The sequence below is a fragment of the Marmoricola sp. RAF53 genome, assembly GCF_052114005.1.
GTDB lineage: Bacteria > Actinomycetota > Actinomycetes > Propionibacteriales > Nocardioidaceae > Marmoricola.
In genome coordinates this window covers 1-14,363 of sequence record NZ_JBFRDX010000042.1, presented here as the reverse complement: position 1 = coordinate 14,363, position 14,363 = coordinate 1, and the positions used below count along the sequence as shown (strand labels likewise).

At 69.8% G+C, this 14,363-nt stretch carries 15 protein-coding genes; 6 read left to right on the top strand and 9 right to left on the bottom strand.

Annotation, left to right across the window (positions count from 1 at the left end):
- The first annotated feature begins 318 nt into the window (after positions 1 to 318).
- Both AB4Y76_RS21000 and AB4Y76_RS20995 read left to right on the top strand, forming a co-directional pair.
- Positions 319 to 582: a hypothetical protein gene (locus AB4Y76_RS21000; protein ID WP_441928889.1), complete on the top strand. Its 264-nt coding sequence runs from the start codon at positions 319 to 321 to the stop codon at positions 580 to 582.
- Positions 583 to 585: 3 nt separating this feature from the next.
- On the top strand, positions 586 to 1,830 hold the full coding sequence (locus tag AB4Y76_RS20995; protein WP_441928887.1) for a tyrosine-type recombinase/integrase: 1,245 nt from the start codon (positions 586 to 588) through the stop codon (positions 1,828 to 1,830).
- A 42-nt stretch (positions 1,831 to 1,872) separates the two neighbouring features.
- On the opposite strand, the gene glnA is transcribed toward AB4Y76_RS20995, so the two are convergent.
- The gene (gene glnA, locus AB4Y76_RS20990; RefSeq protein WP_441928885.1) at positions 1,873 to 3,294 is read right to left on the bottom strand and encodes a type I glutamate--ammonia ligase; all 1,422 of its coding nucleotides are present in this window, start codon (positions 3,292 to 3,294) and stop codon (positions 1,873 to 1,875) included.
- Positions 3,295 to 3,481: 187 nt separating this feature from the next.
- On the opposite strand from glnA, the gene AB4Y76_RS20985 reads away from it, so the two are divergent.
- The 3 genes from AB4Y76_RS20985 (at position 3,482) to AB4Y76_RS20975 (ending at position 5,098) form a co-directional block, all read left to right on the top strand.
- On the top strand, positions 3,482 to 3,883 hold the full coding sequence (locus AB4Y76_RS20985) for an RDD family protein (RefSeq protein WP_441928883.1): 402 nt from the start codon (positions 3,482 to 3,484) through the stop codon (positions 3,881 to 3,883).
- Between the two features lie 66 nt (positions 3,884 to 3,949).
- Complete coding sequence (locus AB4Y76_RS20980) at positions 3,950 to 4,750, top strand: LppX_LprAFG lipoprotein (RefSeq protein ID WP_441928881.1); 801 nt, start codon at positions 3,950 to 3,952, stop codon at positions 4,748 to 4,750.
- A gap of 156 nt (positions 4,751 to 4,906) precedes the next feature.
- The gene (locus tag AB4Y76_RS20975; RefSeq protein ID WP_441928879.1) at positions 4,907 to 5,098 is read left to right on the top strand and encodes a hypothetical protein; all 192 of its coding nucleotides are present in this window, start codon (positions 4,907 to 4,909) and stop codon (positions 5,096 to 5,098) included.
- A gap of 39 nt (positions 5,099 to 5,137) precedes the next feature.
- Here AB4Y76_RS20975 and AB4Y76_RS20970 read toward each other — a convergent pair whose 3' ends face one another.
- The 6 genes from AB4Y76_RS20970 to AB4Y76_RS20945 all read right to left on the bottom strand — a co-directional run bounded on the left by AB4Y76_RS20970 (position 5,138) and on the right by AB4Y76_RS20945 (position 10,535).
- A complete protein-coding gene (locus tag AB4Y76_RS20970; protein WP_441928877.1) occupies positions 5,138 to 5,833 on the bottom strand; it encodes a DUF4191 domain-containing protein in 696 nt (231 codons plus the stop codon).
- A 23-nt stretch (positions 5,834 to 5,856) separates the two neighbouring features.
- On the bottom strand, positions 5,857 to 6,771 hold the full coding sequence (gene lipA / locus AB4Y76_RS20965; protein ID WP_441928891.1) for a lipoyl synthase: 915 nt from the start codon (positions 6,769 to 6,771) through the stop codon (positions 5,857 to 5,859).
- A 127-nt stretch (positions 6,772 to 6,898) separates the two neighbouring features.
- Positions 6,899 to 7,855 (bottom strand): ABC transporter permease subunit, encoded by a 957-nt coding sequence (locus AB4Y76_RS20960; protein WP_441928875.1) that lies wholly within the window; start codon positions 7,853 to 7,855, stop codon positions 6,899 to 6,901.
- On the bottom strand, positions 7,852 to 8,847 hold the full coding sequence (locus AB4Y76_RS20955) for an ABC transporter ATP-binding protein (protein WP_441928873.1): 996 nt from the start codon (positions 8,845 to 8,847) through the stop codon (positions 7,852 to 7,854). Before AB4Y76_RS20955 ends, AB4Y76_RS20960 begins: the two co-directional genes overlap by 4 nt.
- Before the next feature lie 63 nt (positions 8,848 to 8,910).
- Positions 8,911 to 9,636 (bottom strand): lipoyl(octanoyl) transferase LipB, encoded by a 726-nt coding sequence (gene lipB, locus AB4Y76_RS20950; protein WP_441928871.1) that lies wholly within the window; start codon positions 9,634 to 9,636, stop codon positions 8,911 to 8,913.
- A gap of 2 nt (positions 9,637 to 9,638) precedes the next feature.
- Entirely contained in the window at positions 9,639 to 10,535 is an 897-nt protein-coding gene (locus AB4Y76_RS20945; protein ID WP_441928869.1) for a TIGR01777 family oxidoreductase, read from the bottom strand.
- A gap of 60 nt (positions 10,536 to 10,595) precedes the next feature.
- On the opposite strand from AB4Y76_RS20945, the gene lpdA reads away from it, so the two are divergent.
- Positions 10,596 to 11,993 (top strand): dihydrolipoyl dehydrogenase, encoded by a 1,398-nt coding sequence (gene lpdA, locus AB4Y76_RS20940; protein ID WP_441928867.1) that lies wholly within the window; start codon positions 10,596 to 10,598, stop codon positions 11,991 to 11,993.
- Positions 11,994 to 12,092: 99 nt separating this feature from the next.
- Here the strand turns inward: lpdA and AB4Y76_RS20935 are convergent, their stop codons facing one another.
- Positions 12,093 to 12,869: an alpha/beta fold hydrolase gene (locus tag AB4Y76_RS20935; RefSeq protein ID WP_441928865.1), complete on the bottom strand. Its 777-nt coding sequence runs from the start codon at positions 12,867 to 12,869 to the stop codon at positions 12,093 to 12,095.
- Positions 12,870 to 12,915: 46 nt separating this feature from the next.
- Positions 12,916 to 14,363: 2-oxoglutarate dehydrogenase, E2 component, dihydrolipoamide succinyltransferase (gene sucB / locus AB4Y76_RS20930; protein WP_441928863.1), on the bottom strand; the 1,448-nt coding region annotated here is incomplete at its 5' end.

Genomic DNA, 14,363 nt, shown 5'->3' with positions numbered 1-14,363 from the left:
ATCGTGACCTGGATCGAAAGGACCTACCACCGACGCCGCAGACAAGACGCCCTGGGCCGATTGACCCCCATTGAGTTCGAGACCATCATGACGCCACCAGCTGCTCAGGCAGCCTGACCGAACCTGTCACCTGATCGTGCAGCAGACCCTCGGCTTGAGGTCGGGCCGTGGCGGGTTACTGCTCATTGGCCGGTTGGGCACCCGCTGAGCGCTGCCCCTAGGACGCTCAACATCGAAACCGTTGAGGAAGGGCCAGAGGTAGACCGTGGACTCACCACCGGGGTACTTCGCAAGATCGAACGCGCCCTTGTTGAGTTCATGGGTTCGGACGAGACGCACAACAAACTTGCCTCGGCTGCCGGTGCTTTGAAGTCCGAACTGTCGGCGCTCTACGAAGCCCTCCAAGACTCCGGCCCTCGGGACAACGAGGACTACTACCCGACGTTGCTCAGGGCGTACGAACTCACAGTGGCGAACGGCGACAAGTCGCCCAATCAGACGCTTGGCCGCCTCCTCGCGGTTTCGCCCGAAACGATCCGCACTCAGTTGAAGAAGGCACGCAAGCAAGCAGAAGGACGGTGACCAATGGCAAGCATCCGTAAGAAGGAACTCGACAACGGCGTCTCGTGGCAGGTCCGTTGGCGCGACCCCGACAACAAGAGCAAGGCCAAGAACTTCCGTACCGCCAAGGAAGCGCGCGCGTTTGCGGCCAGCGTTGAGACGCAGATGAACCGGGGCGACTACCACGACCCCAGCGCGGGCAAGGTGACCTTCAAGGCGTACGCGGAAGAGTGGCTGAGCATCCAGACCACGAACCCGACTACCCGCGAGGCCAACAAGCATCGGCTGAATAACCACATCTATCCGCACATCGGGGACGTGCCCCTCCGGGCGCTGACGCCGACCCGGATTCAGGCGTTGGTCAAGACCCTTGAGAACACACCCGCAGGCACTCCGAAGGCACCGAAGCCGGGCGAGAAGGCCGCACCGCCTCGGATGCTCGCGGCCTCAACAATCCGGGGCATCCTCATGACGCTTACGGCGGTCCTGAACGCCGCCGTTGCTGACGACAAGATCACCCGGAATCCGGCAGCGTCCGGCACCGTGCGCGCCCCTCGGGTTCAGCGCCGCAAGGTCGTTCCGTGGACCGTTGAGCAGGTTCAGGGTGTCCGCGCGAACCTCCCCGAGCGGTTCGGCGTCCTCGTGACCCTCGCGGCAGGTTGTGGCTTGCGCCAGGGCGAGTTGTTCGGCCTCGCAGTCGAGGACGTGGACTTTCTCAAGGGAACCGTCCATGTCCGGCGACAGGTCAAGATCATCGGCTCACGTCTGGTCTTTGGACTACCCAAGGGCGACAAGGTGCGTGACGTGCCGCTGCCCAGCAGCGTCCGCGACGAACTCGCGGCCTACCTCGCCAACTACCCGGCAAGGCCCTGTTCTCTCCCGTGGGGTGACGTGAACGGCCAGCCGCAGACGTTCAATCTCATCGTGACCAGCCGCGAGCGGAAGCCGATGAACCGGAACTACTTCAACAAGTTCGTTCTGAAGCCCGCCGTTGAGAGCGCGGGTCTTGAGCCGAACCGCGACAACATGACCCACGCCCTGCGGCATTGGTACGCCTCGGTCCTTCTCGACGCGGGGGAGAGCATCAAGACGGTTGCTCACAACCTCGGGCACGAGGACGCCGGTTTCACGCTCCGCACGTACACCCACCTGATGCCGTCGAGTGACGAGAGAACGAGGAAAGCCGTGGACTCGGCTTTTGCAGCCAAGCCCACGGCTTCCGGTGTGGACTCTGTGTGGACTCCGGGTGATTCAGAGGCCGCTAACTGATGCGTATTCGCAGGTCAGACGGCCAATGGCCCGGAAGCCCTCTTAGATGTCGTAGTACAGCTCGAACTCGTGCGGGTGCGGCCGCAGCTGCACCGGCGCGATCTCGTTGACGCGCTTGTAGTCGACCCAGGTCTCGATCAGGTCCGGGGTGAAGACGTTGCCGACCGTGAGGAAGTCGTGGTCCGCCTCGAGGGCGTCGAGGACGGCGCCGAGCGAGGTCGGGACCTGGGCGATCTCGGCCATCTCGGCCGGCGGCAGCTCGTAGATGTCCTTGTCGATCGGCGCGGCCGGCTCGGTCTTGTTCTTGATGCCGTCGAGGCCGGCGAGCATCAGCGCGGAGAACGCCAGGTACGGGTTCGCCGACGGGTCCGGGAAGCGGGTCTCGATGCGCTTGGCCTTGGGGTTCGACCCGGTGATCGGGATCCGGACCGACGCCGAGCGGTTGCGCGAGGAGTACACCAGCGAGATCGGGGCCTCGTAGCCCGGGACCAGGCGGTGGAAGGAGTTCACCGTCGGGTTGGTGAACGCCAGCAGCGCCGGGGCGTGGGCGAGGATGCCGCCGATGTAGTGGCGGGCCATGTCGGAGAGGCCGCCGTAGCCGGTCTCGTCGAAGAACAGCGGCTCGCCGTCCTTCCAGAGCGACTGGTGGACGTGCATGCCCGAGCCGTTGTCGCCGAAGATCGGCTTCGGCATGAAGGTGACGGACTTGCCCTGCTCCCAGGCGGTGTTCTTGATGAGGTACTTGAACTTCATCACGTCGTCCGCGGCCTTGAGCAGCGTGTCGAACCTGTAGTTGATCTCGGCCTGGCCGGCGGTGCCGACCTCGTGGTGGGCCCGCTCGACCTGGAGGCCGCACGCCTCGAGGTTCTTGACCATGTCGGCGCGCAGGTCGCTGTAGTGGTCGTACGGCTCGACCGGGAAGTAGCCGCCCTTGAGGCGGGTCTTGTAGCCCTTGTTGTCCTCGTCGGCCTTGCCGGAGTTCCACCAGCCCTCGACGGAGTCGATGTGGTAGTAGCCCTCGTTCACGCCGGTGGAGTAGCGGACGTTGTCGAAGATGTAGAACTCGGCCTCGGGTGCGAAGAACGCGGTGTCCGCGATGCCGGTGCTCGCCAGGTACGCCAGCGCCTTCTTGGCGATGTTGCGCGGGTCGCGCGAGTACGCCTCACCGGTGATCGGGTCGTGGATGAAGAAGTTCAGGTTCAGCGTCTTCGACTTGCGGAAGGGGTCGATGTACGCCGTGGTCGGGTCCGGGTACAGCTGCATGTCCGACTCGTTGATCGCCTGGAAGCCGCGGATCGAGGAGCCGTCGAAGCCCAGGCCGTCGTCGAAGACCGACTGGTCGAAGGAAGAGACCGGCACGGTGAAGTGCTGCATGATGCCCGGCAGGTCGCAGAAGCGGACGTCGACCATCTCGACGTTCTCGTCCTTCAGGTACTTGAGGAGCTCTTCGCTGTTCTGGAACATTCGTCCTCCTTGGCCGCACCCGGCGACCTGGATCAAGGGTGGTGAGGGGTCGGGCGACACACCGATGAGTCGCACGGCCCGTGCAACGTACGCCGAGCCGGTTAATCGACCGTATCCGGTTTGTTTCGGGCGTGTAACGCGTACCAGGGGACGGACCTTCGCGAGCCGCCCGTTAGGGTCGTCGGCGATGTCCGAGAACCCGCGGCCGATGGGCCAACCGATCATCGCCGGCACTGCCTCCTGGGCGCACCGCCTCGGTGCGCTCGTGGTCGACTGGCTGGCCTGCTACTTCGTCGCGTTCTTCATCCTCCGCGACGTCCAGCACCCGGCCTTCGGCGTGCTGACGATCGGGCTCTTCCTGTTCGAGTCCGCGCTCGGCGTCGCGCTCAGCGGCGGCTCCTTCGGTCAGCTGGTCACCCGGATCCGGGTCCACCGGATCGACGGGACGCCGCTGCCGCTCCTCAGCGCCTTCGCGCGGCAGGCCCTGGTCTGCCTCGTCATCCCGCCGCTGGTGTTCCGGGAGGACGGCCGCGGTCTGCACGACCTGCTGACCAAGTCCGCGGCGTACCCGTTGCGCCGGAACGCCTGAACCGGTCACCAGCCACCGCCTACGCTGACCGCGACACGTTCGCTCACCGTCCCGGAGGACCCTCCCATGATGAAGACCCGCTCGCGCAGCCTCGCCGCGATCGCCGCCGGCGCCCTGCTGCTCGCCCCGCTCGCCGGGTGCGGATCCTCCGACGACAAGAAGGCCGACTCCACGAGCGGCGCCAGCGCGAGCAGCAGCCCGTCGGCCCCGGACGACCCCTCCGCGGGCAGCTCGGCGAGCACGTCTGCCGAAGGCTCGGTCGCCCCGCAGGAGTTCCTCGCCAAGGTCGTCAAGGCGATGCGGGAGAAGAAGACCGCCCACATGGTCATCTCGATCGGCTCGTCGATGACCGCGGACGCCGACGTCGCGTACACCAACGGCGACAAGACCGCGATGCGGATGACGATGACCGCGGGCAACCAGAACGTCCAGGTGATCCTCCTCGACGGCGTGATGTACCTGCAGCAGGCGGCGGGCGGGAAGTTCGTCAAGATCGACAAGAACGACCCCGCGATGGGCACGCTGCTCGACCAGTTCGCCACCCTCGGCCCGGAGGCGTCCCTGGACGCGATGAAGACCGGCCTGACCAAGGTGGCCAAGGTCGGCACCGAGAAGATCGACGGCAAGAGCTTCGACGAGTACGCGCTCACCGTGGACACGAAGGCCATCGCCGGCAGCCTCGGCACGCTCGCGAACAAGGCGGACCTGCCCGCCACCGTGACCTACACGATGTACGTCGACGGGGACGACCTGCTCCGCCGGGTCAACATGGAGGTCGGGGACCAGAAGGTCGTCATGAACGTGACCGACTGGGGCAAGAGCATCAAGATCGAGGCGCCGGACGCCTCGAAGATCCAGTCCCGCTGAGGCGGACCGCGTTCTGAGGTAGGCAGGGGCCCTCAGGGCCCTTCCTCGGCGTTTCCGCGTCGGAAGATGAGGTGTCCTCCCGATGTCCGGGGGTGGGCCTTAGCGCGAGATTTGACGGTGTCAGCAAGAACCGCAGATCGAGCCGAGGAGCCCCCCATGCACACCGTGACGACCACCACCGTGGCCCGCGAGATCGTCGCGGACCGGATCCGTCAGGCCGACGCCCGCCGGCTGGCCCGCGCCGCCCGCCGTACGACGACCGACGCCGTCCCCCAGCAGCCGCAGCGTCCCGCCGGGGTCGGCTGGACCCGCAGGTTCCGCCGCTTCCACGTCCTCCCGGCGCACTGAGCGGGCGCACTGAGCGGGGCGAACTGAGCGGGGGACGGCCTACCGACCCCGCATGTTCTGGCGGGCGCCCTTCATCGAGGTCGGGACCGGGCCCTTGGGCAGCGGCACGTTCGAGCGGTTGGCGTCCAGCGCCTTGAGCCGGGCCAGCACGTCGGTCATCTGCGCGGGCTTGATGTTGCGGCCGAGCTTGCTGACGTGCTTGACGAGCTTGGTCAGCGGGACCTCGCCCGGGCCGTCGCCCACGTAGACCTCGTGGATCGGCGTCTCGGCGGCGACCCGCTCGTGCTTGCGGCGCTCGGAGGCCATCAGCGGCTTGAGCCGATTCGGGTTGCCCTCGGCGATCAGGACGATCCCCGGAGGGCCGACCAGGCGGTGAATGACGTCCTGCTGCTTGGTGAAGGCGATCGCGGGGTCGGTCTTCCAGCCCCGGCGCAGCATCCCGAGGGCGGCCGCGGCGGCACCCGGCTGGCCCTCGATCGAGCCGAGGGCGGCCCGCTGCGCTCGCCGGCCGAAGACGATCAGGACGCCGAGGATGCCGGTGAGGACTCCGAAGACGATCGGGAACACCAGGGAACCGCGCAGGAGCAGGAGCACCAGGGCGAAGCCGGCGCCACCGGCGAGCAGGAAGACGCCGAGCAGGATCCAGCCGATCCGCGGGTCGTTCTTCCGGGTGAGCTGGTAGGTCTCGATGATCTGCTTGATACGCCCGGGCTTGCTCGGGTCCTTCTTCGCCATGGGGTCGAGCCTAGTCGAGACCCTCAGCTGGCCGTGGACTGGTCCGAACGGGCTTCGATCGCCTGGCGGTACAGGCGCCCTGCCCGGTACGACGACCGCACCAGCGGTCCGGACAGGACGCCTGCGAAACCGATCTCCTCCGCCTCGGCCTGGAGCTCGACGAACTCCTCGGGCTTGACCCAGCGCTCGACCGGGTGGTGCCGCACCGACGGGCGCAGGTACTGGGTGATGGTGACGAGCTCGCAACCGGCACCGTGCAGGTCGACCAGGGCCTGGCTGACCTCCTCGCGGGTCTCGCCCATGCCGAGGATCAGGTTCGACTTGGTGACCAGGCCGAACTTCCGGGCCTGCGTGATCACGTCCAGCGAGCGCTCGTAGCGGAACGCGGGCCGGATCCTCTTGAAGATCCGCGGCACGGTCTCGACGTTGTGGGCCAGCACCTCGGGACGGGACTCGAAGACCTCGGCCAGCAGGTCCGGCTCGCCGTTGAAGTCCGGCACCAGGTTCTCCACGCCGGTGCCCGGGTTGAGCTCGTGGATCGCGCGCACCGTCTCGGCGTACAGCCAGGCGCCGCCGTCGGGCAGGTCGTCGCGGGCGACGCCGGTGATCGTGGCGTAGCGCAGCTTCATCGCCTGCACCGACTCGGCGACCCGGCGCGGCTCGTCGCGGTCCAGGGGTTCGGGCTTGCCGGTGTCGATCTGGCAGAAGTCGCACCGGCGGGTGCACTGGTCGCCGCCGATGAGGAAGGTCGCCTCGCGGTCCTCCCAGCACTCGAAGATGTTCGGGCAGCCGGCCTCCTGGCAGACGGTGTGCAGGCCCTCGGCCTTCACCAGCTGCTGGAGCTCGCGGTACTGCGGGCCCATCTTCGCCCGGGTCTTGATCCACTCCGGCTTGCGCTCGATCGGGGTCTCGGCGTTGCGGACCTCGAGGCGGAGCAGCTTGCGCCCCTCCGGCTGCGCGGTCGTGGTGCCGGCGGCGGCGTTGGTCGCGGTGTCGTCCGGGGCGGGGGAGTGCTGGTCGCTCACGCCGGCCAGCCTACGCGTCGGGCGTGAGGAGCCCGAATCGTCACAGGTCGCGGCGCCGGAAGGTCAGCACGCTGGCCACCATCGCGACCACGAGCAGCGCCAGCAGGTACAGCCCGGCGTCGGGGTGGGTGAGGCGCTCGCGCTGGTCGCAGTCGGCGATCCCGCACTGCAGCCCGCCGTCGACGTACACGAGCCGGGTCTGCAGCCAGCCGAGGACGTTCGCGCCCAGGGTCCAGCGGGCCAGGCCCTCCACCGTGGACAGGGCGAGCACGATCTCGCCGCCGATGCTCAGCGCGAAGAGCAGGCCGAGGGTCGCGGCAGCGTGCCGGAAGATCATCGTCAGGGCGTACGCCCCGAGGGCGGCGCCGGTGCAGAGCAGGACGGCGCGGGCGACGTGCCAGACGATGTCGTCCAGGAGCGCCGATCCGTGCGGGACCCCGCGGTCCTGGGCGAGCAGGTACATCGCCAGCCAGAACCCGCCGAGCACGACCAGGGAGACCGTGGCGCTCCACGCCCCGACGGCGACCGCCTTCGCGATCCAGAGCCGGGTGCGTCCGGGGGCGAACAGCGCCTGGGCGCTGATCGAGCCGGAGGTGAAGTCGCTGCCCGCGAAGACGCACCCGGCGATGATGAGGAGCACCGCGACGAGCAGCGCGGTGCCGAGACCGTTGCCCTCCAGGGTGCCGCGCAGGTCGAGCGGCTCTCGCGGGAGGAAGGCGTTGCTGTCGACGGGAAGGACGTCGCGGCACTGCTGCTGGGTGGCTCCGGGTCCGAGGTAGTTGGTCGGGTCGGCCAAGCACTTCTTCAGCTCGGCCGAGCCCTGCGCGAGGTTCTGCTGGACCTTGGCGGTCGCCAGCTCCGAGCGGCTCGGCGGCCGCGACTCCCAGGCCGTCACCCCGGCGAGCACGGTGGCGAGGAGCGCCGCGGCGACGACCAGCAGCACGATCACCGGCCGCGAGCGGTAGCGGCGCAGCTCGTTCCCGATCAGGCCCGTCATGCCGGGGCCTCCTCGGGGCCGGCGAGACGCTCGGCGGTGGCGTCGGCCTCGCGTTCGACAGGGTCCTCGCTGGCCGGGGGCCGGTGTCCGGTGAGCCTGAGGAAGAACGACTCCAGGTCGGGCCGGACCGCAGCCAGCTCGCTGACGTACAGGTCGTGCCCGGCGAGCAGCCGGGTGATCTCCTCGGGGTGCTCGTGCCCCTCGACCAGGAGCCGGCGACCCTCGTGGGCCACGGTGTACCCGGCGGCGGTGAGGTGCTTGGCCGCGGCGTCGGGGTAGGCGACCTCGACCCGGGTCCGGGCGGCGGACTCGCCGAGCAGGTCCTCGACGCGCCCGGTGGCCAGGACCTTCCCGTCGCCGATGATCGTCACCGCCGCGCAGACCTGCTGGACCTCGGCGAGGATGTGCGAGCCGAGCAGGACCGTCACGCCGTCGGCGCCGAGGCTGCGGATCAGCTCGCGCATCTCGATGATCTCGGCGGGGTCGAGGCCGTGGGACGGCTCGTCGAGGATCAGCAGCTCGGGAGCCCTGAGCAGAGCGGAGGCGACGCCGAGCCGCTGTCGCATTCCGGGCGGGTAGCCGCGGTACCGGTCGCGGCCGGCACCGTCCAACCCGACGCGCTCGAGCACCGCGTCGACGCGGGCACGCGGCACACCGGCCAGGCCGGCGAGCAGCTCGAGGTTGCGGCGCCCGGACAGGTCGGGGGAGAAGCGCGGCCTCTCGACGACGGCACCGACGCGATGGGCCACCTTGCGGCGGCCGTACGGAAGCTGCGCGCCGAGGACGTGGATGTCGCCGCGGTCGGGCCGGGTCTGGCCCAGGAGCATTCGGATGGTGGTGGTCTTCCCGGACCCGTTCGGCCCGAGGAAGCCGTGCACCGTGCCGCGCTCGACCTGCAGGTCGAGGTCGTCGACCGCGACGACGCGGCCACCCCGGAGGCCGCCACCGAAGGTCTTGCGCAGGCCGGTTGCCTCGACGACGAGCTCAACCATGCGTGTGTCCGTTCCCTCTCCGAGTGCTGGGTTCGCGCCCCCCCAGCATGTCGCAGAGCGCGCTCAGGCAAGCGGATTGAGCACCGGGACACGCAGGTCGGCCGCCTGCTCGCGCCCTGGTTCAGGGCGCGGCTCGTAGTTCGGCGTCGGCGTGTACGGCGCCCAGGAGAGCAGCTCGTCCAGGTGCGTCTCCACGAGCGGGAGCACCTCCTCGGGGGTGACGTCGCGGCCGAGCTCCTGGCTCAGCGAGGTGACGTCGGCGTCGGCGATCCCGCACGGGACGAACCGCTGGTACCAGGTCATGTCGAGGTCGCAGTTCAGCGCGAACCCGTGCATCGTCACGCCCTGGCTGACCCGGATCCCGATGGCCGCGATCTTCCGCTCCGGCCGGTTCCCGTCGGCCTGCAGCCAGACGCCGCTGCGTCCGGGGACGCGGGCGGTGGTGACACCGAGCTCGGTGCACACGCCGATCAGCGCCTCCTCGACCCGGCGGACGTAGTCGACGACGTAGACGTGCTCGGCGAGCCGGACGATCGGGTAGCCGACCAGCTGGCCCGGGCCGTGGAAGGTGATCTTGCCGCCGCGGTCGACGTCGATGACCTCGGCGCCGCCGGGGTCGGCCGGGCGCTCGTGCGGCTCGGTGCGCTTGCCGCAGGTGAAGACCGGCGGGTGCTCGAGGAGCAGGACGGTGCCGGGCCCGCCGTCGACGACCTCGGCGTGCACCTGGCGCTGGAGGTCCCAGGCGCTGCGGTAGTCGACGAGTCCGAGACGGCGGTGAGCGAGCGGCACGGTCACGAGCCTACGCCGAGCCCGGTGCGCAGCACCGACCGGACGTCGGGGTCGGCGAACCGGAATCCGGCGCGCAGCAGCTTCTCCGGCACGGCCCGGATCGAGCCGAGCAGCTCCGGCGCGAGCCGGCCCGCGGCCTGCTTGAGGACGATCGCGGGAACCGGTGCGAGGGCGGGCCGGTTCACCAGTCCGGCCAGCGCCTCGGTGAACTGCGCGTTGGTCGGCGTGGTCACGCAGCACAGGTTCACCGGTCCGTCGACCTCCTCGTGCTCGACGAGGAACGCGGCCGCGTCGACCCAGTCGCGCCGGGAGATCATCGGCATGTACTGCTGGCCGGAGCCGAGCCGGCCGCCGAGACCGGTCTTGAAGAGCAACCGGAGCTGCTTGAGCGGTGCGCTGTCGCGGTCCATCACGGGGACCGTGTGCAGCACCACGACCCGCCCGCCGGCGTCGACGGCCGGCTGGGTGGCCGCCTTCCACTCCCGGGTCACCTGGGTCAGGAAGCTGTCGCCGCGGCTGTCGTCCGCCTCGTTGACCGTCTCGTCGCCGTGGTCGCCGTAGATCGCGATCGCGTTGCCGGCCAGGAAGGCCGGCTTCCGGTCGCTGGACGCGATCGCCTCGGCGAGGACCCGTGTGGTGGTGACCCGGCTCCGGCGCAGGTCGCTGGCCCAGCGTCGCGAGTGCGGGTTTCCGACGGTGGGAGCCCCGGCCAGGTTGATCACCACGTCCGCGTCCTCGACCGCGGCGGCGTCCAGGCGGCCGGCGTACGGGTCCCAGCGGAGCTGGCCGGGACCGGGCGCTCCGCGGGACAGCGTGGTGACCTGGTGGTCGCGTCGGCGGAGCTCGTCGGTGAGGTGGGTGCCGAGGAATCCGGAGGCACCGGCGATCAGTACGCGCATGTGACCAGCCTCGCACGGGCGAGGTCAGCAGGACTGCGGCGCGGTTGTAGCCTCATCTCCGTGAGCGATTTCGATCTCGTCGTCCTCGGTGCGGGCCCCGGTGGCTACGTCGCCGCCATCCGCGCCTCCCAGCTCGGCCTCAAGGTCGCCGTCGTGGAGGAGAAGTACTGGGGCGGTGTCTGCCTCAACGTCGGCTGCATCCCCTCCAAGGCGCTGCTCAAGAACGCCGAGCTCGCCCACGTGCTCACGCACGAGAAGGACAAGTTCGGGATCACCGGCGACGCCTCGATGTCGTTCGGCCCGACGCACGCGCGCAGCCGCCAGGTCTCCGACGGGATCGTCAAGGGCGTGCACTTCCTGATGAAGAAGAACAAGATCGAGGAGATCCACGGCTGGGGCACCTTCACCGGTCCCAAGACCATCGACGTCAAGGGTGAGGACGGCTCGGTCCGCAGCCTGACCGCCGAGAACATCATCATCGCCGCCGGCGCGACCGTGCGCCTGGTCCCCGGGGTGACCCTGTCGCAGAACGTGGTCACCTACGAGGAGCAGATCCTCGACAGCAACCTCCCCGAGTCGATCGTCATCGGTGGCTCCGGCGCGATCGGCGTCGAGTTCGCCTACGTGATGAAGAACTTCGGCGTCGACGTCTCCATCGTCGAGTTCCTCGACCGGATGGTCCCGACCGAGGACGCCGAGGTCTCCAAGGAGCTCCTCAAGCACTACAAGAAGCTCGGCATCAACGTGCTGCTCGGCACCGCCGTCAAGGGCGTCGAGGACACCGGCGTCGGCGTGCGTGTCACCGTCGCCCCGGCGGCCGGCGGGGACGAGCAGGTCATCGAGGCCGGCAAGTTCCTGGCCGCCTTCGGCTTCGCGCCCCGCCTCCAGGGCTACGGCCTGGAGAACACCGGCGTCGCGACCACCGAGCGCGGCGCCATCGCCGTCGACGAGCGCGGCCGCACCAACGTCCCCGGCGTCTACGCGATCGGTGACGTCACCGGCAAGCTCATGCTCGCCCACACCGCCGAGGCGATGGGTGTCGTGGCAGCCGAGACGATGGCCGGCGCCGAGACCATCGAGATCGACTTCGACATGATCCCGCGGGCGACGTACTGCCAGCCGCAGATCGCCTCCTTCGGGTACACCGAGGCCCAGGCCAAGGAGAAGGGGTACGACGTCAAGACGGCGAAGTTCCCGTTCTCGGCCAACGGCAAGGCGATGGGCCTCGGCGACGCGGTCGGCTTCGTGAAGGTCGTCGCGGACGCGAGGTACAACGAGATCCTCGGCGCCCACCTGATCGGCCCCGACGTGACCGAGCTGCTGCCCGCGCTCACGCTGGCCCAGAAGTGGGACCTCACCGCCGACGAGGTCGCCCGCAACGTCTTCGCCCACCCGACGCTCTCGGAGGCGGTCAAGGAAGCAGTGGAAGGCATCGCCGGCCACATGATCAACCTCTGACACTCGCTTCGCTCGGCCAGAGGTCCCTCATGTGACCGGGCCACATGATGCTGTGCTGTTGGGCGCTTCGCGCCCGTGCGCTGACGCGCCCGCTCGGGCTTAGGTAGAGCGACTTGCCGTCGCCAGGACGACCTCGGCGACGGCACCGGGCTCGCGGTACTGCGGGACGTGGTCGACGGGGAGCCGGACCAGGGTCGCGCCCGGGATCTGGTCGGCCAGGTCCAAGGACGCCTGCAACGAGTCGGCCGGGTCCAGGTCGGCGGCGATCACCGTGGTGGGCACCTCGATGCCGGCCATCTTCGACCACTCCTCCGGGTTCTCCTGCTCGAAGTTCTCACCCGGCCCGTAGTCGAGCGTCGTGGCGGCGAGGACCTGCTCGTCGAGGTAGTCGTCGGAGCCGGACCGGAACCAGATCCGGCCCTGGACCGCGGCCATCGCGGCGAGGTCCTGGTCGGCCTTCGCCCGCTCCCAGGCAGCCTCCAGCTCCGGGTCCTCGTCGACCTCGGGCCACGGGTAGCCGTTGATGCCCGGGCACAGCAGCGTCATCGACGCGATCCGCTCCGGGGCGGTCACCGCCAGGGCGAGCGCGGCCTCGCCGCCCATGCTGTTGCCGACCAGGTGCGCGCGCTCGACGCCCAGGTGGTCGAGCACGGCGGTGAGGTCGCCCAGCGAGCTGTACGCCGCCGTCGCACGCGGTGACCTGCCGAAGCCGCGGCGGTCGAAGCGCACCATCCGGTGCTCGACGAGGTGGGGCAGCATCGGGTCCCAGATCCGCGAGTCCGTGATGCCGGGGTGGAGCAGGACGAACGGAACGCCCCCGCCGCCGGAGTCGTCGACCCAGATCCGGTCGGCTCCCACGGGGACGAGGGCGTCCATGTCGTTCTCCTGGTCGTTCTCCTGGTCGTTCTCCTGCGCGTCGGGCTCAGACCTCGAACTGGGCGGCCTCGAGGCGCGACTTCACCTCGGAGAGGAAGCGTCCGGCGTCAGCGCCGTCGACCAGCCGGTGGTCGTAGGTCAGCGCCAGGTTGACCATGTACCGCACCGCGATCGTCTCGCCCAGGTTCGGGTCGTCGATCACGACCGGACGCTTCACCACGGCGCCGGGGCCGAGGATCGCGACCTGCGGCTGGTTGATGATCGGAGTGTCGAACAGGGCGCCGAAGGTGCCGAGGTTCGTGATCGTGAAGGTGCCGCCGGTCAGGTCGTCCGGGGTGACCTTGTTGGTGCGCGTGCGCTCGGCCAGGTCGGCGATCTTCTTCGCCAGGCCGGCGATGGAGAGGTCGCCCGCGTCCTTGACCACCGGTGTCAGCAGGCCACGCTCGGTGTCGACGGCGAACGCGATGTTCTCGCGGTCGAAGTAGGTCACCTCGCCGGCCTCGGTGTCGATGTTCGCGTTCAGCTTGGGGTGCTGCTTGAGCGCGTCGATCGCCGCCTTGGCGAAGAACGGCAGGTAGGTCAGCTTGACTCCCTCGCGCGCCTGGAAGTCGGCCTTGGCGGCCTCGCGGAGCCGGGCCACGTTGGTCATGTCGACCTCCATGACCTGGGTCAGCTGGGCCGAGGTCTGCAGCGACTCGACCATCCGGCTGGCGATCACCCGACGGAGGCGGGACAGCTTCTCGGTCTTGCCGCGCAGCGGGCTCGGGGACGACGGGGCCGCCGGGGACGACGGGGCGGCTGCGGCCGGGGCGGCGGGTGCGGCCGCGGCGGGGGCCTGGGCCGCCTCGGCGGCCGCGATCACGTCCTGCTTGCGGATCCGGCCACCGACACCCGTGCCGGTGATCGAGCCGAGGTCCACGCCGCGCTCGGCGGCCATCTTGCGCACCAGCGGGGTCACGTAGCTGCCTGAGTCGCCGGACGCGGCCGGTGCGGCGGGCGCCGTGGGAGCCGGCGCCGGAGCCGGCGGGGTCGGGGCGGCAGCCGCAGGAGCCGGGGGAGCCGGGGTGGGTTCCGGGGTCGGTTCCGGGGCGGCGGGCGCAGGCGCGGCCGGGGCGGCGGGCGCAGGAGCAGGCGCAGCACCAGCGGCACCGATCACGGCCAGCTCCGCGCCGACCTCGACGGTCTCGTCCTCGGCGACCTTGATCTCCAGCAGGGTGCCGGCGACGGGCGAGGGGATCTCGGTGTCGACCTTGTCGGTGGACACCTCCAGCAGCGGCTCGTCCACCGCGACGGCGTCACCGACCTGCTTCAGCCAGCGGGTGACCGTCCCCTCGGTGACCGACTCACCCAGGGCCGGCAGCGTCACCGACGTGCCGGAGCCGTCACCGGACGCGGCCGGGGCAGCCGGCGCGGGCGCGGCCGGAGCAGCCGGGGCCTCGGCTGCAGGGGCGGGAGCCGCGGCGGGCGCCGGGGCCTCGGGGGCGGGTGCCGGCT